Below are 20,107 nucleotides of genomic sequence, written 5' to 3'. Positions count from 1 at the left end.
TTTAAAGTTTAAAATGATGTGTTATTCCAGGTTTACTATCCTGTTTGTATGTTTTATCCCCTTTTGCATCAATTCGCTTATCGCTCAGGATAGCCTTTCTTCGGAAACGAATAAAGTGGTCATAGGTATTTCTGAAACCGCTCCTTTTGTTGAGAAACATAATGGTAAATGTAGAGGTCTTAGTATAGCTTCCTGGAAAATGGTCAATGAGGAACTTCAATTGGGTTATGAATTCAAAGAATACGAGGACCTTGGAAGTTTACTGGACGGTATTGAAGCAGGCGAGGTAGACTTCAGTATCAATCCGGTCACAGTGACCGATAACCGTATGCATCGTATGGAATTCTCTCAGCCATACTTTATTTCTCACACCAGCGTCGCCAAAAGATCAGAATCCCAAACTTTAAGACACCTTAAAAATTTATTTAGCTGGGAGTTTTTCTCTATCATAGGATTGCTTTTACTTGTCATATTTATATTCGGCTTTTTAGTATGGGTGTTTGAAAGAAAAAAGAACAAGGAAGAATTTGGAGGCAATTTAAAGGGAATTTTACAGGGATTCTGGTGGAGTGCAGTAACCATGACTACGGTTGGTTATGGAGATAAATCACCGCGAACGCTGGGTGGAAGGATCATAGGTCTAATCTGGATGTTTATGGCCGTTATAATAATTTCAAGTTTTACGGCCGGGATCGCATCTTCCTTAACTGTAAAAGGTATTAATGAAGAAATAACCAATATCCAGGATCTCGATCGATTTGATGTAATGACAGTAATGAGTTCGAGCTCTCAGGAACTTCTGGAATTATATAATATTGAAACCGAACTTGTCAATAATTCGATGGAGGCATTGAACAAACTTAACGAGGAAGAAACATTTCTTGTAGTCTATGATGAACCTATTCTAAGATACCATATTGAGCAAATGAACCTTGAAAACGAACTGGAAATTATTGAGCAAAGTTTGAAGAAGGATTATTATAGTTATGCATTTCCGAAAAATTCTGAATATCGGGATATGATCGATCCTGTGCTGGTTCGTATTCTGAAGTCAATGGAATGGGCTAGTATCGTGAAGGATTATAATTGAATCTTTGTGGAATATTGACACCATTTCTGCGTCCTAAGTGATAATCAACAATAATTTAAATAATATTTTATTTTTGGATTCAAATATGAAATATTTAAAATTCCTGCAATTAAATTATTGATAATTAGTATATTGGGGTCGATTTCTAACCAAACGACCAAAAATATGCCTACCGGGAACAAATCTGAAACCACTTCAGACCCAAACATCTTCAATGAAAATAATAGCAATTCAAATAAGCTTATCTACTTAGCGATTGCATTTATTATCGTTTTCACAGTGGTTGCAATGACAGGTGTCTATTACGAATACTGGTAGTACTTAAGCTTTGATTTCATTCAGAAGCAAAAATGCCTTATTCACATATTCCTTTTCCAGGAAAAGAGCGAAATAATTCGAAGTGGAGATCATTTCAAAAACTGGAATTCCCTCATAAGCAAGCAATTTGAACATATAAAAATATAGACCAACTGTTTGAGAGCTATTCTTAGGCAGTGCAATGGTGATCGAAGACAATTCCTTCTTTACCGTTACCCTCACTTCATTTCTGAAACAATCTTCTACCAGATCTGTAAGAGTTGAGGAAACCAGAATATTGCTTTCCTGATAATTACTGGAGTAATTAAGGTAAATTCCGGTTTGATCCTTAACAGATTCCAATAGTTTAGCTTTGTTAGCAATTATGGTTTTACTGTTAAGGAAAGTATACTCAGTAATGCCAGATCTTACAATAATATCACCTAATTCTCTCAGGCTTTTCATATTGATCTTGGTTCTATGTGGTGCGTAACGACGAAGTGCCATAATTATACTTCCCTGTTTTACAGCTTTACGCATTTCCTGTTCCACTTGAGATTGAATGTCGGCAGCCAAACCACTAAAATTTACAATATCCCTGGCGATCGCATCATCCAGAAATGGTTGATGCCTTATAATGTCGTGTACTACGGTAGTAATTGTCTTCATTGTTAATTATTGTACATAATGTGCAAATGTATATAAATCGATCAATTTTCTTTAGTGCAGTTCAAACTATATGTACTTATGCAAAGAGAAATCAGGGAGATATGAAAGTTTTAAAATTTGGAGGTACATCAGTAGGTTCTGCAGAGAATATCCGGAATGTTTCAAGTATCATTCAGAATATTGAAGGAGGCAAGTTATTGGTACTGTCTGCTATGTCTGGTGTCACTAATCTTCTGGTAGAACTTGCTAGTAGTGTAGAACAGAGAGATCAGGTTGAGATCGACGAAATCCTGGAAGCACTCTTTATCAGGCATGAACAGGAAATTGAAAACCTGTTCAATTCCGTAGATGATAGAAATGAAATTTTCGACATCCTGCAGGCTGAACTTTCAGAACTGAGACATATCGCTTCTCAGGAATTCACTGTAGAAAATGAATGTAAGATATTGACAACTGGAGAAACTATTCTTACTAAGATCTTCAGTTTTTATTTGACAAAAAATGATATTTCTAACAGATGGTTGAATGCCAGGGATTTCATGCAGGTTGCTAATCTTGAAAATCCAGATACAGAACTCGTTGGAAAATTGCTTAAGAATCAACTTAATTCGCAGGCTGAAGAATCCATTTATATAACTCAGGGATTCGTAAGAATAAATGATCGCGGAGAAATATCGACGCTGAATCGGGGAGGAAGTGATTTTACGGCAACGATCATTGGAGCCGCTGTAAATGCTTCTGAAATACAGATCTGGACCGATATTAATGGTTTACACAATAATGATCCAAGGGTAGTGGAAAACACCTTTCCGGTAGCTCAGCTAAGTTTCGAGGAAGCTGCAGAGCTTGCCTATTTTGGTGCGAAGATCCTGCATCCACAAACCATATCGCCGGTTATCGAGAAAAATATTCCTGTATATCTAAAGAATACTTTTAAACCAACCGATCCTGGAACCTGTATTTCTGCAATTTCTGAAACTAAAGGTTTAAAGGCTATCTCTGCAAAGGATAATATTACCGCTATCAAAATTAAATCCAACAGGATGTTGATGGCTCATGGTTTTCTAAGGAAGATATTTGAAGTTTTCGATAAATATGAAACGGCAATTGATATGATCACCACTTCAGAAATCGCCATTTCACTCACTATTGACAATGTTTCGAACCTTGAACCTATTTTAAGCGAACTCAAGGCTTACGGAGAGATTAGTGTCGATCGTGATCACAGTATCATTTGTGTGGTTGGTGAGGGACTTATTGACGATCGTGGGACTCCAAGATTATTCGAAATTCTGGATGATGTGCCGGTAAGGATGATTTCTTACGGCGGAAGCAACAATAACATTTCGCTCTTAGTAGATACGAAATATAAGACTGCCGCTTTGCAGAATCTCAATAGAAAATTGTTCAGAAGGGCTTTTGAAGCCAGTGTTTGATGCTTCTGATGATGTTTGGTTAAACTGTTTTTTGTGTAGTGAAAACCGTTGGATAGCTTATGCTTCCAGCGGTTTTCTAATTTATAGCATTTTTTATCTGAATGAATCTGGACATAAAATAAGTGCTCCGTTGGAGATGATGTTTCATCATTAGACCCGTAAAGTTTTCTTTCCTATGCTGCGGAAGCTGTTTGAGAGTATTATTTAATTTTCTATAGAATCTCGCCTGGTGAATATCCAGATTGAATCGTTCTTTCAGGATCTTTGGACCCTGTTCACTTTTTTTGTTCCATAATTGCTCATCGATATATAGCATTTTAGCTGATTCAACAAATTGAGCAGGATCGTCCTCAATGAATCCATTCCACTCTAAATCTCCAGCCATTCCTTCACTACCAATTTTTGTTGTTACTGAAGGAGTTCCGCAAGCCATTGCCTCAGCTAATTTGCCTTTTAATCCAGCTCCAAATTGAATAGAAGCAAGGCATACCCTGGCATCATTCATCACTTTCAGAGCATTTTCCGCCCGTCCATGTACTAGAAATCTTTCGGCTTTATTATGCAAATTCCATACTTTCTGGGAAGGATAGGCTCCATAAATATGTAACTGGGCATCTGGCACTAGTTTGCTGAGTAAAGGCCAGATATTTTCCTTTAAATTTAGAACTGCTCTCCAGTTTGGTTCATGAAGAAAATTACCAATACTTATAAAATCTTTCCTTTCAGTGTAGCTATTATTTTCAGAAGAAACAGTCTCCATCATAAATGGCAGGTAGAAGAGTATATGCTCCGGGATCTTTAGCTTTTCAACTAAAAGGTTCATTTCGAATTCAGAAATGATTAAAGAAATATCACACCTGTAGATTGCCGCAGCTTCACGTTTCGTAATATCAGCATCCAAATAAACATCGTCAAATTCCTGACCGGACTTCAGGATAGTTTCTCTGACTTTCCTCAACGAATGCAGATCTTCGGTATCCAGAATCTTTAAAGCATCGGGACAAAATTTATCAATTCTCCATCCAAACTGCTCTTCCATCATAAAACGATCGAAAAGAACGATTTGAGGATCCAGCTCTTGTACAAAAACGTCAAACTCAGCATTATTTGGCTGAATCTCCCGGCTGGTAACACCTACAGCTTCAAGATCTGCCATATTTTCTGTTCTTCGGGCTGAAGTTGCATAGGTAATTTTATAGTTACGTTCTCTAAAAAATTCGATCAATTGTATCATTCTGGCGCCCGCAGCTGAGGAATTGGGTTCTGGCCATACGTAACCAATGATGAGTAACCGGGACATAATTTTTTTAGTAAAAATACATTTTTATAACTGTCTGCTCAGTAAGAAGGTTGCCGCAATCCAAAGCACAATCGATAAAGCACCACCTATAATCAGGAAATGTTTGAACTTGTAAATTCCCATTCCGTAAATGATCGTGTTGGTCTGGTAACCCACCGGGGTGAAAAAGCTGAAATTTGATGCAAAAAGTACAGCCAGAATAAATGGTTTTGGGTCCAGTTGTAACTTAGTTGCGATGGTGATCGCTATGGGTGCAATGATGATCGCCGTGGCATTGTTTGAGATGAATCCGCTTAGGAACATCGTCACTAAAAATAGTAATCCTATAATGCTGTAATTCGGTTTGCCATCGAAAAGTAGTAAGAGATTGGTGGAGATCCAGTCATCTGCCCCGGTATTGCTCATGGCTACACCTAGCGGGATCATTCCTGCCAGCAGAAAAACGATCTGCCAGTTTACCTGTGTATAGATTTTTCCCAGATCGATACACTTCAGCAGAATCATTAAAAAACAGCCAATCACGGCACTTTTCAGAATTGGGAATATAGAAAATGCGGATAGTGCAATAACAAGAATTAAAATTCCGAGGCTAAGGGAACGTTTCTTTTTGGATACAATACTAATTTCTTCATGATTTTGCAGAATGCTAATATTGTCCATTTTCTGAAGTTCATGCAGGTCGTTTTGCGTTACTTCCACCAGAAGACGATCTCCAACCCGAAGGTCAATATCATCAGACTTTTTATTGAAAATTCTTCTTTTAGGATTTCTGAAGCTTCTTCTTTTCCTGATCGCCAAAGGAACTGCTCCATGAAGATCATACCAGCCCACGGTTTTGATACTTTTACCAATTAAAGGTGAGTTAGGCAACATTAATATTTCTACGAGCTGAATGTTTTCTTCAATTTCTGAAGCCTCGTTCACGATTGGCTTTACAGCTTTAGCTTCAGAATTTCTAATAATCGTAAGATCACCTTCTTCTTTAAGTTGTATGAGTTGTTCTATACTACATCTAAGTAGTAATTGATCACCAAGTTTTAAGGTCGTATATCTACCTGGATGGTCATTGATAACTCCTTTACGTTTGAGCCTGATCACTTCAATAGAATCCTTTTCATCGCCGAAGATATCCCGAAGATTTTTGCCAATCAATTTTGAGGTTTCACTAACGATTCCTTTCGTAATAAACTCGTCTAATTTATAAACCGAATTAAGATCGCTGGGTTTTTTCTTCGGAAGAAATCCCGCCATCAAACTTACCAGAGCAATAGTTATGAGCATAAAAATGACTCCGTACCAACTAAATTCGAAGAATCCGAAGCGCTCGACACCTCTTTTAACGGCCACCGCATTAACAATCAGGTTCGTAGAAGTTCCCATAAGTGTACAGCTGCCACCTATAATCCCTGCAAAAGAAACCGGTAGTAATAATTTTGAACTGGGAATGTCATATTTCTCTGCCAGTTCATCGATGATCTTCACAAAGACTAAAACTACAGCCGTCGTATTTATAAAAGCAGAAATACTTCCTGCGATAAACATAAAAACCGGGATCATAATAAGCAGGGGCAGACCTTTCAATTTCCTCATTCCCTGGGCGAGGAGATCTATAACACCATTGTCCTCGAGTCCTATCGCTATGATCATTAGACAAAGTACCGTGATCGTCGCGGGACTGGAAAAACCTGAAATGGCTTCTTCCGGAGAAACCAGATCTGTTAATAATAACAGGCCCAGAATAATAAATGCGATCTTATCTACCGGGAATACTTCCAGAGCAAATAGAACGATCACACCAAGGATGATCACGAAAAGAACAATGATTTCCAGACTCATTTCCATAATTAAAATTTGCTAAATGTAGTACCATCCAAAACCTGACGTTAGGTTTTGAGAAATATTTATGATTGTTGTTTAATACATATCCACTGGGTTTCGCTATAATTAGGAGAACATAAGATACGAATTATGAGTAGAGGATTTGTAAAGGAAGAAGATCAAGAAGAACCAGTGATCATTCCACCAAGGGCGGCGATACCAGATGGAGTTACAAATTATGTGACGCCAAATGGACTACAAGAACTACATCTGGAATTGAAAGGGCTTGAAAAAGAGCGATCTAGTATAAGTATCAAAGACGATACAGAAAAAAGAAGGGCTCAAGGCCTTATTGATGGAAAAATGAAATTACTGGCCGAAAGAATTCAATCTGCCCGGGTTTTAAAACCTGAAGAACAGGCACAGAATGAAATTCGGTTTGGAGCGCACATAAAATTGAAGAACCTCGATAGTTCACAAATTCAGAAATTCCAGATCGTAGGGGTGGATGAGGCAAATATCAAAATGCAAAAAATAGCTTTTGTTGCGCCAATTGCACGTGCGGTTACGGGTAAGAAAGTTGGTGAAACTGTAGATTTTAAACTCGGTGATGAGATTAGAAAACTCGAAGTTCTTGAAATAAAATACTAATGCTATTCTTCTATATCTTTCTCAAGATTAAATTCAATAGCATCTTCTATATCCCCATACTCTGATACTTCGATCTTAAATTCATAAGTAGTAGGACCGGATTTAAGCTCGAGTTTTTACTACTACAAGGGGGCAACCACAATGTTGTTTGCAATTAGAGACCTAAAATTGATAACTTTCTTTTTACTGCTTATAAACAAAAAAAACCGCTGACAAGCAGCGGTTTTTTCTCGTGTAACTATCTGGATATTAATTGGAAGAACTTAAATTTTCACCTGGTTTCTCATCTTCGCTGGTAGCACCCTTCTTATTGAATTGCATATTTTCTTCATCTACCAGGCCTGCTTTATCTTTTGGTTTCGTTTCGTTACTCGCTGGAATGTCGAGTTCATCGGGCGTAAAATCTATTTGCTCTATCCGATCCAGATCTTTATCCTGACCTTTTTTCATACTTCTACCTTTCTCATTCAGGGCTTCTTTATCCTCTTTCGTGATCTCAGGATTATATGGAAGATCTTCGTTCTCTGATTGTACTAATTTCGAACTACTGGATTCTGTCTTTACTTTTTTCACAACTTCAGTTTTATGAAATATACGAAGCGATTTTCGAGATACCGTGAACAGGAAGTTAATCTACAGTTAACGGAAATAAAAAAGAGAGCCGAAACTCTCTTTCAATATTATATCTATAAATAGAAGATCTATTCAGTACCTGCCATAGTCCCATCAGATTCCAGCATCGCAAAGAATTTATCCAGGTTAGGGATGATTACAATTCGGGTTCTTCTGTTTTTAGCCATATTATCCTTATTAGTATTATCAACTAATGGCTGGTAACTACTTCTTCCGGCAGCAATTAATTTTGAAGGCTCTACATTATATTTATCCTGCAGAATTCTCACGATAGAAGTTGCTCTTCGAACGCTTAGATCCCAGTTATCCTGAAGGTAAGATTCTTTTACCATAGTTCTATCATCGGTATGACCTTCGATCATAACTTCCATAGCTGGTTCGCTGTTAATCACTTCAGCTAATTTCTTCAGTAGAGGCTGAGCTTCTTTCGTAACCCTAAAACTTCCGCTACCAAATAATAATTTATCTGAAACATTGATCATCACTACGGTTTCATCAACATTGATATCAATATCATCTGCATCAGCTCCTTCAGAAATATTCTGCTTAAGATTATATGAAACTGCAAGGTTTATACTATCCTCTAAGGTTTCTGCTCCTTTAACCTTTTCAGGATCTATCTTAGCAATCGTGGATTTCATTTTCTCTTTTGTCTTTTTAGACATTACGGTGAGATCATTCATTTCCATCATTCCTTCATTCTCGGTTCTAAGGGAATTAATTTTGGAATTATAATCGGCAACACGTTCTTCTATACGTGCATACTTTTCTTCAATTTCTTCTTTCTCAACCTGTGTTTTTTGAAGTGTACTTCTTGTATCATTAAGTTGACCTTCTAATTCAACATATTTCTTTTTAGAAACACATGAGGTCAAAAGACCTGCGGTTAATACGGTAGCTGTGATTACTTTTCTCATAATTTAGTTTAGTTCTTAGTATTCTTATTTAGTTAATACTTTTCAACTCTTGCTACAATAATGCCATATGAAACTATAATGCTGCTTCTGGCTTCCGATAATTCGCTCTAAAACTTAGCGGCTACGACCACTTAGTCTCTGAAAACAAACGGTTTGAAGTATTTTGGTTTCGTTTATCAAATGAAATGGAATAACCGGCTTTCCTGAATTTGGGTAGCAGATTCATATTGTGATTGTGTAGATTATCACTCCAATTTGGTGACAATTTCTACAATTTAAGCTCTTTAAATTCCAGATTGAGCAGCTTCCTATGCATATTCTACAGACATTTAACAGAAGTTTATTAGTAAACATTGCGCAATAACTTCGCCGTAATACATCTAAACGATAACTTTGGAAACTTCTAAAAATTCAGTTTTTTGAGCACAGCCAAAGCACGCTTTATCAAGATTTTAAAAATAATTGGGAAGATCTTTCTGGGGATTCTCATTTTGTTGATTCTTATCCTTCTATTCGTAAGAAGTCCCTGGGGACAGAATATTATTAAAGACAAGTTTATATCCTCCATAGAAGAGAAGAGTGGAGCTAAGATTGAATTGGAAAGAATCTATATTCAATTTAATGGTAATATTGAAGTTGATGATCTTTATATCGAACATCCAGATGGCGATACCATTATATATAGTGAACATATAACTGCGAATATCCCTTTTATGCCTCTCATAAAAGGAAATGGATTCAGTCTGGACGCTTTGGAAGCTCGTCGTGTTCGTGCTAATATTATTCGGGAAGATTCTATTACTGGATTTAACTATGAAGTTCTAATGAAGGCATTTGCTTCAGATACCACACAAACTGCAAGCACCCCGGCAGATACGACTAGTTCAAGTATGCAAATATCTCTTGGGGAGTTTGATCTGAAAGAATTTGATGTCGATTACATAGATAAGGTGAGTGGTATAGACACCAAGGCAAAGTTTAAGGAACTTCAGCTGTCTTTTGCTGAAACAGATCTTACCAACATGAATTTTGTAGTCGAAGAAGCTATTCTAAATGACGCAAAGGTCACCTATAATCAAACGAAACCTTTTCCTCCTTCTGAAGGTGAAACAAGTCCCGCACCTGTTTTTGAAGTGAGAAAATTAAACCTTAATGACGTTCGAGCCAGTTACAATTCCAATCCCGATTCTATTTCAGCAGATATGAAAATTAAATTGCTGGAAACAAGTCAGGCGAATTTCAATCTCAAGGATAGCATTATCTCTTCTGAATTCCTGAAACTTCATGATTCAGATATAACACTTGAGCTACAGCAAAATACTACTTCAGCAACAACAGAAGAGCAGGGGAGTGCTACTGAAGCTTTTGTGTGGCCCGAATGGAAGATTAATATTGAGGAAATAGACATTGCAAATAATAACATACTTTACCGCGTGAACGATGCTCAGGTAAAGAAAGGAACTTTCAATCCTGATATCCTGAATGTTAAAGACCTTGACTTACAAGCCTCTAATATTTCTTACGCACCTGAAAATGCAAGTTTAAATATTTCTGAATTTAATTTTACTGAAGCTTCCGGTATTGAGATAGATCAATTCAATCTAAAAGCAGAACTTACCAAAGATCAGATACAACTCACAGATATTACTTTCGAAGGAATTGGGAACAGTTTCAACGGAGATCTACAGCTTAGTTACAGTGACCTGGATGCATTGATGAAAGATCCAGGAAGTGCAAGTTTACGGGCTGATCTTTCAGACATAAATCTAGAGCTGGGCGAATTTTTCAGATTTCAACCAGATCTTAGAGAGAACGAATATTTGAAAAACCTCGCAAAATCACCAGTAAAAGGAAATCTTTCCATTAATGGGAAAGTTGATAATCTAAACCTGTCAAATCTAAAATTACGCTGGAGAAATACGACCATTCAAGGTAGCGGAAGTATCGTAAATGCGCAGGACCCAGAAAATTTAAGTTTTAATCTTCCAAATGTTAGACTTTCTTCCACTCGAAAAGATCTACAAAACTTTGTAAGCGAAGCTGATCTTGGGATGCAAATTCCAGAAAAGATCAGTATTAATGGAAGTTTTAAAGGTAATATGGAAAAGGTTAGCACGACTGCTAAGATCGCTACTACCGATGGTAATATTAACGTGAATGGGAACTTTGAATTTGGAGATCAGATCGCTTTTGATGCAGAAGTCCAGGGTGATGGAATATCTCTAGGAAGATTACTTCAAAATGAAGCCCTTGGAGATTTGCAAATAGATATAAAACTTACCGGAAGTGGAAATTCTGTAGCAGATCTTAATGCGAGTCTTGATTCTACGATAGAGAGTTTTACTTATAACGGATACGAATTCAGACAGATCGATATAACCGGGGAACTTGAAAACGGGAAGGGACCAATCAACTTAATGTATCAGGATTCAAATCTGGACATGGAAGCGCAATTGGATGTTGCACTTGATTCTGTTTCTCCAAGAGTAGATTTTAGTTTATACCTGGATGGTGCAGATCTGGAAGCTCTGGGAGTCACTCAAAAAACAATCAAAGCCGCATTCGAATTACAGGGCTGGTTTGAAGGTAATTCTTCGGAATATGAACTTGAAGCCGAGATCATTGATGGAGTAGCGGTTTATAATAACAAAGCTTATTTACTAGGTAGCTTTAAAGCAGATGCATTTGTAAGACAGGATACTACTTCCGTAGACATTAATAACAGAATTCTGAACCTCGATCTTAAATCTAATGCTACACCGGCAGCTTTTTCAGCAGCCATAGATCGGCATTTTAAGAGATATATTACTGAAAATTATAGGGAGGACTCTATTTTCAATCCTGTCAATATGAAGATCAATGCGAAGATTAGTGAAGCACCAATACTAACAGAAGTGTTTCTTATTAATCTGCAAAAACTGGATACGGTTAATATAGATGTCGACTTTGCAGAATCTGAAAGAAGGTTGGATGCCAATATCGATATACCCTTTGTAAATTACTTCAATAGTGAGATCGATAGTTTAAAACTGGATCTTAGATCCAATCCACAGGATCTAAAATTCGAGTTCGCATTCAAAGAATTAAATACCGGTCCGCTGGCTATAAAACGTACCATAATTGGAGGTGATGTTCAGAGTAGAAAATTGAATCTTGAATTCACCTCGGTTTATGATACTACCCAGGTTGTTCACGCTACTTCACAATTGAATTTCCAGGGTGATACCTTGCAATTTCATATCGATAATAATGACCTGATTTTAAATGGTAATCCATGGCAAATAGAGGATTCGAATATACTGAGTTTTGATACGGGCTACCTGAATTTCCAGAACTTTAGACTGTTTAGAGAAGATCAGGAAATGCGCATAAGCAACGATAAACCCGGTGTTGAAAAAGAGCACTTAAGCCTTGACTTTAAAAACTTTAAGTTAGCCGCGCTGTTGAGTTATCTGAATCCTGAAGAGAAGCTGGCACAAGGTCAGGTGAACGGGAACATCGTGTATGAAGAGCCTTTTGGAGAGACAGGTCTCCTGGCAGATATGGAGATCAACAAATTATCTATGCTAGGCGTGGATATGGGAACTCTTAGTTTACAGGGGAACTCTTCTGGATTTAGTCAGTATGATTTCGAGATGGCGATGAAAGGTGGGGAGATCGACCTGGATCTTGTTGGTTCTTATATCGCTGCTGAACCTTCAGCAAAACTGGATCTAAATCTTGATTTAAATGAAATCCGTATGACTGCTCTGGAAGGCTTTTCCCAGGGAGAGATCAAAAATGCCGATGGAAGCTTCAGTGGAAATTTCAAACTTAACGGAACTCTATTAGAGCCCGTTTATAAAGGAAATCTGCAGTTTGACGCTGCTTCCTTTAACATTGCGATGCTCGATTCTCAATTTACCCTGCCAGATGAGCAGCTTGAAATGGATAATCAAGGTGTGTATTTTAATAATTTTGAGATGGTTGACTCTGAAAGTAATTCCATTGTAGTAAATGGAGAAGTTACTACTCCAACCTTTTTAAACCCAGGATTTGATCTCGATGTACAGGCAGAAAATTTTAAACTTATTAATTCTACGGAAGAGGATAATGACCTTTTCTACGGAACTGCGGTTGTTGATGTGGATGCACAAATAAAGGGTGATCTTACTTTACCAAAAGTCACCATGAATGTTGATGTACGAAAAAGTACAAATCTTACTTATGTAGTACCGGAAACCGAACTTCAAATGAAGGAAAGGGATGGGATCGTTATTTTTGTGAATAAGGAAAATCCTAACGATATTCTAACTGAAACTGAAGAAGAAAGCTATGTAGTTTCTGGTTATGATATTTTTACCAGGTTGACCGTAAATGAAGGGGCAAAATTTAATGTCATTATCAACCAGGAAACAGGTGATATTTTCCAGGTTCAGGGAGAAGGAGATCTAATCTTTAATATGTATCCAAACGGTAGAACAGCCCTTACCGGAATTTACAATATCAACGATGGGTATTATGAGATGAGTCTCTATAATCTTGTTAAAAGAAGATTCGATATCGCTGATGGTAGTCGTGTTTCCTGGGCGGGAGATCCTTTCGATGCACAGCTCGATGTAAGAGCAATTTATCGTGTGGAAACTGCAGCTTCAGGATTGTTGTCGTCAAGTTTAACCGCTGTAGACCCAGAACAGGAAGAAATGTATAGACAGGAAATTCCTTTTCTGGTTTATCTAAACGTGGATGGAGATCTTATGGCTCCAAAGATTTCCTTTGGATTAGATATGTCAGAGGATGAACGTGGTGCAATTGGCGGAAGTGTTTATAACAGAGTTCAGCAATTGAACAGCCAGGAACAGGAGTTAAATAAACAGGTATTTTCATTACTGGTTTTAAACAGATTCTTTCCGGAAGGCGGAAGTACAGGTGCCGGTGGTGGTACCATGGATGTTGCCAGAGATAACCTGAATAGCGCTTTATCAGACCAGTTAAACATGTTATCAAGCAAAGTACTTGGAAACAGCGGACTACAATTGAACTTTAATCTTGATAGTTATACAGATTACCAGGGTGATAATGGTCCTCAGGATCGTACGCAATTAGATATTAGTGCTCAGAAAGCATTCCTTGAGGATAGGTTGATCGTTGAAGTGGGAAGTGCCGTAGATATTCAGGGAGGAAACCAGGCAGGGCAAGAGGCAAGCCCGGTCATTGGAAATGTAAGTATATCATATCTTCTTGATGAGAATGGTATCTGGAGATTGAAAGGTTTCAGTAGAAGTCAGTATGAAAATGTGATCGACGGGCAGTTGGTAGTGAGTGGTATTTCCTTAATTTTCACCAAAGAATTCAACAAGTTCAAGAACATGTTTGAAAAGGCGGTGATGGAAGAAGTAAAGAAGGAAAAGAAAGAACCTGAAGAAACAGAAAGTTCAGAAGGTACAGAAAGCACAGAAGATGAAAATTAGAATTTCAGTAATCATATTAATAGCTGTAGCATTGTTTCAGTCCTGCAGCGTGGAAAAATTCATACCTGAAGAGGAATCACTTTATACCGGTGCTGAGATCAGTATAGAATCTGATTCCGTAATTAAGGAGGAACCACAATTAAAAACTGAATTGCAAAGTGTTCTTAGACCAGAGCCGAACGCGCAAATCCTGGGAATGAGACCGGGACTTTACTTTCACTATAAAGCACAACGCGAAAAGCCTGGAATCATCAATAAATTTTTAAATAAAAAATTAGGAGAGAAGCCAGTGTATCTGTCAGATGTTGATCTAGAAAATACGGAAGAATTACTTCTGAATAGATTGGAAAACAGAGGTTTCTTTTATTCGAATGTAACTTCGGAAGAAGTAAAAGATGAAGATGCCAAAATAGCTTCTGTAAATTATAATCTAAATGTGCCGGAGCCATACATCATGGCTACCTATCAGCTAGACAATGATACCTTATTAGTGTATCGCGAGATCAAAAGCAACCTGGAGAAAACACTGCTGGAAGATGGGATGAGATTTGACCTTCCTAAGTTGAAATTGGAAAGAGAACGTATCGATCTTTTCCTTAAAGGTGAAGGTTATTACAACTTTAACCCTGGATTTTTAATTTTTGAAGCCGATACCAATCAATACGATAAGAAAAAATTTGATCTGTTTCTAAGACTAAAGAAGGATGTACCGTCAAAGTCAGTAATTCCATACAGGATCTCGAATGTGAATGTGTATGCAAATTACAATGTAGATGAAGATAGCGTTACCAATAATTATAAGCGTTTTGAGGATAAAAACTACTTCCAGGATGAACTGTTCTTTAAACCGAAGTATTTAGATCCATACCTACTTATTGAAACTGGAGATAATTTTAGTCCTGAAGCCTCTAGAGGAACTAGTCGGAGATTGGGAACTATAGGTGCTTACAAATTTGTAAATATCCGGTATGATGAAGTAGATACTCTGGCCGTAGACAGTATTGGTCTTCTTGAAGCTAATATTTTTCTATCACCTTTAAAAAAGCGTGCGATCAAAGCAGAGCTGCAGGCCTTGACAAAATCCAACAATTTTGCGGGTCCCCATCTTGGAGTAACCTTTTCCAATAGGAACCTGTTCAAAGGTGGAGAGCGACTGGATATCTCAGCTAATTTTGGATATGAAGTTCAGCTTGGTGATGGCGGAATTCCAGGTAGAAATTCTTTGAATTTTGCCCTTAGTAACGATCTGATTGTACCTCGACTTCTTTTCCCTATAGAGTTCAATAATAATTTTTTTAGATATGACATTCCGAAAACCAGGATAAGTCTGGGTGGAGATTATCTAAAGAGAGCTCAATTATTTACACTTACGAGTCTAAACGCTGCCTTCGGTTATTTCTGGAATGCGAACAGGTATGTCACTCATGAATTAAATCCAATAGATCTTAACTTCATTAGACTCGGTAATGAAAGCGAAGAATTTTTAAAAATACTGGATGAGAACCCACTTCTGGAAAGTAGTTTCGATCAGGAATTTATAGCAGGTCTCACTTATTCCTTCACCTATAATGGAATGATCGATGCCACGAAAAAGCACGTATTTTACCTCAATTCGAACTTTGATATTGCAGGTAATAGTATGAGCCTTATAGGTTCTGAAAATGAGGAAGGCAAAGATGAAGTTTTTGGACTGGATTATGCCCAATACGCTAAACTGGACATGGACTTTCGATATCACTATAGATTTGACAATCAAAGTTTAATTGCAACAAGATTATTTGGTGGCTATGGGATTCCTTATGGAAATTCAGATGTAATGCCTTTTAGTAAGCAATATTTTTCTGGTGGTCCATATAGTGTTAGAGCTTTTCGAACCAGATCTCTAGGGCCAGGTACTTTTCAGGGTGCAGAGGACAGTGAGCAATATCGTGACCAATCCGGTAACATTAGAATTGAAGCAAATGCGGAATATAGATTTCCAATAGTTACTTATTTAAACGGTGCGTTTTTTGTTGATGCAGGAAATGTCTGGAACAGCAAATCTCAGGAAGAAACTGGTTCTGAAAAAGGTCAATTTCAATCAGATTTCATCAATGAACTTGGAATCGGGGTAGGAGCTGGATTAAGAATCGATATCCAGAGTTTCGTGATAAGATTCGACCTTGCTTTTCCAATGCACGATCCAAATGAGCCTCAAGGTGAAAGATGGGTAAATGATTTTGGTAGCCCGGTGTTTAATTTCGCTATTGGATATCCTTTTTAATGCTGAAGTTTCTGACCGTAACAAAGATCTCCGGCGTCACCTAAACCAGGAACTATATAACCATTTTTATCCAGCTCATTATCTATCGTAGCGATCCAGAGTTTAGAGTTTTCAGGAAATTCTGACTTTAAAAATTCAATTCCTTCCGAAGAGCCAATAACAGAAACAAGGTGGATTTTGGCAGGTTTTCCCATCGGGGCAATTGCTTTTAAAACATTGGCGAAAGATTTTCCCGTTGCAAGCATGGGATCTGCCAGAATGAGAGTTTTACCTTCCAGAGAAGGCGAAGCCATATATTCCACTAAAACTTCAAAATTTTCGTCATTATCGGGATGATGTCTGTAAGCCGAAATAAAGGAATTTTCAGCATCATCAAAATAATTCAGGATTCCCTGATGTAACGGCAAACCTGCTCGTAATATAGAACAGATCACAACCTCATTATCTGGCTGGGCAATTTCAGAAGTTCCAAGCGGCGTTTCAATAGATTGCTTTTGATAATTGAGTTCCTGGCTAAGTTCATAGGACATGATCTCTCCCAGTCGCTCAATATTTCTACGGAAGCGCATGCGGTCCTTTTGCACATGTACGTCTCTCAATTGACTTATGAATTTATTAGCGATAGAATTATTTTGGGATAGTTCGTGAACCTGCATGTAAATCTGACTTTTATAATACTCAAAATTACTTTTTTTATTTTACTATTGAGAACACACTCGAACTGGAATTTGTTCGTTTTCTTACTAATCTTCAAAAATGGCTGTATTTTTGATATAATTATGCTATCTAAACGATTGCTATGAATAGATTGATACTCATATTATTAATATTTAGCTCTGCTTCTCTCTATTCTCAAATTGAGATTCCAAGAAGCACGAATACCGGTCGGGTTATTAAAGCTGAAGAATCAAATTCTACAGGTTTTCCTATCTTGAAGAGAGATAATACTGAAAAAGAAAGTCGGTTTTTAAAAGAGAAGCCTAAAGCTATAGATCTTAGGGATAACCCGAATAATCTCCTTACTGAAGCAGATGCCATGAAAGAGAAGTGGTCGAAGGATGCTGAAGTCAAAGAGGAATATAGATTTGATCAGAGTCTTGGGAATGTGGTAACAAAAGGTAGATTTGTGGAAGTGTACTGCCGAGATCATCAGTTTATAGATGGTGATAAGGTGCAGATCATTGTAAATGGTGAATTAGTGGAAGCGAGTGTTTTACTAACGGCTGGTTTTAAACCGGTTTTGGTAAACTTGCAGGAAGGCTTTAATAGTATTCAATTTGTAGCACTCAACCAGGGAAGTTCTGGTCCTAATACTGCAGAGTTACGTGTTCTAAGTGAAAAGGGGGAGATGCTTGCTAAAAAAGAATGGAACCTGCTTACTGGCGCAAAAGCCGAATTGATCGTAGTCAAAAATTAATATGTCCCCAGTTTAATTGGAAAATAATTAAGTATTGGTATGAATGCTAGCTATAATTTCACAATAACTTAAGGTTCCCTGACAATCTTCTGTTAATCATTCTTCCAAAGCTTCTTTAAGTTGGTAAATTGAAATCAGTTAACCAATAAAAATTAAAATTATGGGAATTGTAAAAGTGATTGAAGTGATTGCCGCTTCAGAAAAAAGTTTTGATGATGCAGTACAGAAAGCAGTGACAGAAGCTGCAAAAACGGTAAAGAATATAAGATCGGTCTACGTTAAAGAGATGAAAGCTCATGTAGATGGGGACAAGATTACTTCTTATGCTGTAAATGCAAAGATATCTTTCGATAAAACTAGTTAGTTTTAGAAACTTATATATTTAAAAAATGCTGGGCTTGCGCCCGGCATTTTTTTTATACATTCAAGCATAAAAGCTTAAATTTGCATGCAAATAATTGAGAAATGCCTGCAAATATTTTAGATCACATTAGCCGGGAAATCGATCTTTCAGATTTGGAGAAATCTGAGTTTAGAAGCATTCTTTCCGAAATTTCACTATCTAAAAAAGAACTTCTAATTAAACCTGGACAAACAGTGCAAAACGAATATTTTGTAGTAGAAGGTTGTTTGCGCGCATACTATCTGGATGAACAGGGAAATAAGCATATTATCCAGTTCGCCATAGAGGACTGGTGGATCAGCGATTTTGAAGCTTTTTTTACGAATCAACCATCAAAGCTTTACGTTGAAGCAATCGAAGACTCGAAATTATTATCCTTAAACCGTACACTTCTGGAAGAGCTATATGCTAGAATTCCAAAATTCGAACGTTTTTTCAGATTAAAAACCACCGGTGCATTTGTTTCACTTAGAAAAAGAATTCTTTCATCCCTTGAGAAATCGAATAAAGAAAGGTACCTGGATTTTTGCGAAACCTATCCGGAAATTGAAAAGCGTGTCCAGAACTATCACATCGCTAATTATCTCGGCATGAAGCCAGAAAGCCTTAGCAGGATTCGCAAGGAACTTGCTTGAGGGATTGAGCCTATATCAAGATAAAGATCAGACTCGATAAATCTGTTCATCATTTTTTCAAAATTCAATTACATTTTTACCTATAGATTTGCCAGATTCCTGAAGCTTATGGACCTCTCTAAAAACTTCAGCACTTAGACCATGGAATTCTTGGTTTTTAGTCGATATGATCTTGCCAGTATCTGCTAATTCAGCAATTCGCGCTAATATTTTATGTTGCTTATACTTATCCCTGGTATTGAACATAGGTCTCGTGAACATCAATTCCCAGTGAAAACTTACACTTTTTTCTTTTAAAGCATTCAGATTCACATTCTCTGTGGTATTAACGATACAGGCGATATGGCCTTGTGGAGCAATCAGTTTGGTCATCGTTTCCCAGTGTCCAGCAGTATCTGCGAAATTTAGAATATATGAGATCGAGTCTTTTTCATTCTTCAGTTCTTTAGATAATTTGTGGTGATTCACAACCCTGTCTGCGCCCATCTTTTTACACCATTGTATTGTATCTTCACGAGATGCTGTTGCGATAACTTCAAACTGAGTCAATTCTTTTAAGATTTGTATCGCAATAGAGCCAACGCCACCAGCACCACCAATAATGAGTATCTTCTCATCTTTTCCACCATTTTCAGTAATGTTCATCCTGTCAAAAATACATTCCCAGGCGGTTAATGCAGTAAGGGGCAAGGCAGCTGACTGCATCCAGTTTAATTTAGCTGGTTTCTTTGCCACAATTGCCGAATCTATACACTGGTATTCTGCATAACACCCAGGTTTCTTTATGTTACCGGCATAATAAACTTCATCGCCCACACTAAAGTTCTCGACATTACTCCCAATATGTTCAACAACTCCGGCTGCATCCCATCCAATTATTTTTGGTTCATTTAACTCCTCATTTTGCGCCGATTTTTGTCTTACTTTATAATCAACAGGGTTCACCGATATTGCTTTAATCTTTACTAAAAGTTCATTAGAACTACAGGAAGGTATATCAATTTCATATTCATTCAAACTTGCATTATTACTGATAGGGAGTGATCTTGTAAATCCAATTGCTTTCATAATTTTTATTTCAAAATAATAATTTAAAATCAAAAATTACTTCAATTGCTACTAAACCTT

At 37.3% G+C, this 20,107-nt stretch carries 16 protein-coding genes; 9 read left to right on the top strand and 7 right to left on the bottom strand.

Annotated elements, in window-relative coordinates:
- The first annotated feature begins 13 nt into the window (after positions 1-13).
- Positions 14-1,090: a transporter substrate-binding domain-containing protein gene (locus ACSHZO_RS09250; RefSeq protein WP_298247165.1), complete on the top strand. Its 1,077-nt coding sequence runs from the start codon at positions 14-16 to the stop codon at positions 1,088-1,090.
- 165 nt (positions 1,091-1,255) lie between these two features.
- Positions 1,256-1,408, top strand: coding sequence for a hypothetical protein (locus tag ACSHZO_RS09245; RefSeq protein ID WP_295179867.1), 153 nt, complete (start codon positions 1,256-1,258; stop codon positions 1,406-1,408).
- A gap of 3 nt (positions 1,409-1,411) precedes the next feature.
- Here ACSHZO_RS09245 and ACSHZO_RS09240 read toward each other — a convergent pair whose 3' ends face one another.
- Positions 1,412-2,056, bottom strand: coding sequence for a hypothetical protein (locus ACSHZO_RS09240; RefSeq protein WP_298247164.1), 645 nt, complete (start codon positions 2,054-2,056; stop codon positions 1,412-1,414).
- Positions 2,057-2,157: 101 nt separating this feature from the next.
- On the opposite strand from ACSHZO_RS09240, the gene ACSHZO_RS09235 reads away from it, so the two are divergent.
- Positions 2,158-3,492 (top strand): aspartate kinase, encoded by a 1,335-nt coding sequence (locus tag ACSHZO_RS09235; RefSeq protein WP_298247163.1) that lies wholly within the window; start codon positions 2,158-2,160, stop codon positions 3,490-3,492.
- A gap of 76 nt (positions 3,493-3,568) precedes the next feature.
- On the opposite strand, the gene ACSHZO_RS09230 is transcribed toward ACSHZO_RS09235, so the two are convergent.
- On the bottom strand, positions 3,569-4,792 hold the full coding sequence (locus tag ACSHZO_RS09230) for a glycosyltransferase family 4 protein (protein WP_298247162.1): 1,224 nt from the start codon (positions 4,790-4,792) through the stop codon (positions 3,569-3,571).
- Positions 4,793-4,816: 24 nt separating this feature from the next.
- Complete coding sequence (locus tag ACSHZO_RS09225; RefSeq protein WP_366878081.1) at positions 4,817-6,634, bottom strand: SLC13 family permease; 1,818 nt, start codon at positions 6,632-6,634, stop codon at positions 4,817-4,819.
- A gap of 126 nt (positions 6,635-6,760) precedes the next feature.
- Here ACSHZO_RS09225 and ACSHZO_RS09220 point away from each other — a divergent pair, with 126 nt between their 5' ends.
- The gene (locus ACSHZO_RS09220) at positions 6,761-7,261 is read left to right on the top strand and encodes a GreA/GreB family elongation factor (protein WP_298247161.1); all 501 of its coding nucleotides are present in this window, start codon (positions 6,761-6,763) and stop codon (positions 7,259-7,261) included.
- A 249-nt stretch (positions 7,262-7,510) separates the two neighbouring features.
- Here the strand turns inward: ACSHZO_RS09220 and ACSHZO_RS09215 are convergent, their stop codons facing one another.
- Both ACSHZO_RS09215 and ACSHZO_RS09210 read right to left on the bottom strand, forming a co-directional pair.
- Positions 7,511-7,834 carry a hypothetical protein gene (locus tag ACSHZO_RS09215; RefSeq protein ID WP_298247160.1) on the bottom strand — a complete coding sequence of 108 codons (324 nt, stop codon included), beginning with the start codon at positions 7,832-7,834 and terminating at the stop codon, positions 7,511-7,513.
- Between the two features lie 128 nt (positions 7,835-7,962).
- Entirely contained in the window at positions 7,963-8,811 is an 849-nt protein-coding gene (locus ACSHZO_RS09210) for an OmpA/MotB family protein (protein WP_298247159.1), read from the bottom strand.
- Positions 8,812-9,230: 419 nt separating this feature from the next.
- Between ACSHZO_RS09210 and ACSHZO_RS09205 the strand changes: the two genes are divergently transcribed.
- Together ACSHZO_RS09205 and ACSHZO_RS09200 are read left to right on the top strand one after the other, a co-directional pair.
- Complete coding sequence (locus ACSHZO_RS09205; RefSeq protein ID WP_298247158.1) at positions 9,231-14,261, top strand: translocation/assembly module TamB domain-containing protein; 5,031 nt, start codon at positions 9,231-9,233, stop codon at positions 14,259-14,261.
- Entirely contained in the window at positions 14,251-16,524 is a 2,274-nt protein-coding gene (locus ACSHZO_RS09200) for a BamA/TamA family outer membrane protein (RefSeq protein ID WP_298247157.1), read from the top strand. The genes ACSHZO_RS09205 and ACSHZO_RS09200 overlap by 11 nt, the downstream gene beginning before the upstream one ends.
- On the opposite strand, the gene upp is transcribed toward ACSHZO_RS09200, so the two are convergent.
- Positions 16,521-17,180 (bottom strand): uracil phosphoribosyltransferase, encoded by a 660-nt coding sequence (upp, locus tag ACSHZO_RS09195; RefSeq protein ID WP_298247156.1) that lies wholly within the window; start codon positions 17,178-17,180, stop codon positions 16,521-16,523. The two genes, ACSHZO_RS09200 and upp, sit on opposite strands and share 4 nt — an antisense overlap.
- A gap of 143 nt (positions 17,181-17,323) precedes the next feature.
- Between upp and ACSHZO_RS09190 the strand changes: the two genes are divergently transcribed.
- The 3 genes from ACSHZO_RS09190 to ACSHZO_RS09180 all read left to right on the top strand — a co-directional run bounded on the left by ACSHZO_RS09190 (position 17,324) and on the right by ACSHZO_RS09180 (position 18,979).
- Positions 17,324-17,941: a hypothetical protein gene (locus tag ACSHZO_RS09190; protein ID WP_298247155.1), complete on the top strand. Its 618-nt coding sequence runs from the start codon at positions 17,324-17,326 to the stop codon at positions 17,939-17,941.
- Between the two features lie 160 nt (positions 17,942-18,101).
- The gene (locus tag ACSHZO_RS09185; RefSeq protein ID WP_141877763.1) at positions 18,102-18,305 is read left to right on the top strand and encodes a dodecin family protein; all 204 of its coding nucleotides are present in this window, start codon (positions 18,102-18,104) and stop codon (positions 18,303-18,305) included.
- A 101-nt stretch (positions 18,306-18,406) separates the two neighbouring features.
- Positions 18,407-18,979 (top strand): Crp/Fnr family transcriptional regulator, encoded by a 573-nt coding sequence (locus ACSHZO_RS09180; protein WP_298247154.1) that lies wholly within the window; start codon positions 18,407-18,409, stop codon positions 18,977-18,979.
- A gap of 57 nt (positions 18,980-19,036) precedes the next feature.
- On the opposite strand, the gene ACSHZO_RS09175 is transcribed toward ACSHZO_RS09180, so the two are convergent.
- Positions 19,037-20,047: a zinc-binding alcohol dehydrogenase family protein gene (locus ACSHZO_RS09175; protein ID WP_298247153.1), complete on the bottom strand. Its 1,011-nt coding sequence runs from the start codon at positions 20,045-20,047 to the stop codon at positions 19,037-19,039.
- Positions 20,048-20,107: the final 60 nt, after the last annotated feature.

Source organism: Christiangramia sp. 3-2217-3z (assembly GCF_051195275.1).
Classification (GTDB): domain Bacteria; phylum Bacteroidota; class Bacteroidia; order Flavobacteriales; family Flavobacteriaceae; genus Christiangramia; species Christiangramia marina.
The sequence above is the reverse complement of the archived record's forward strand: the minus strand, read 5'-3'. Positions and strand labels throughout refer to the sequence as shown.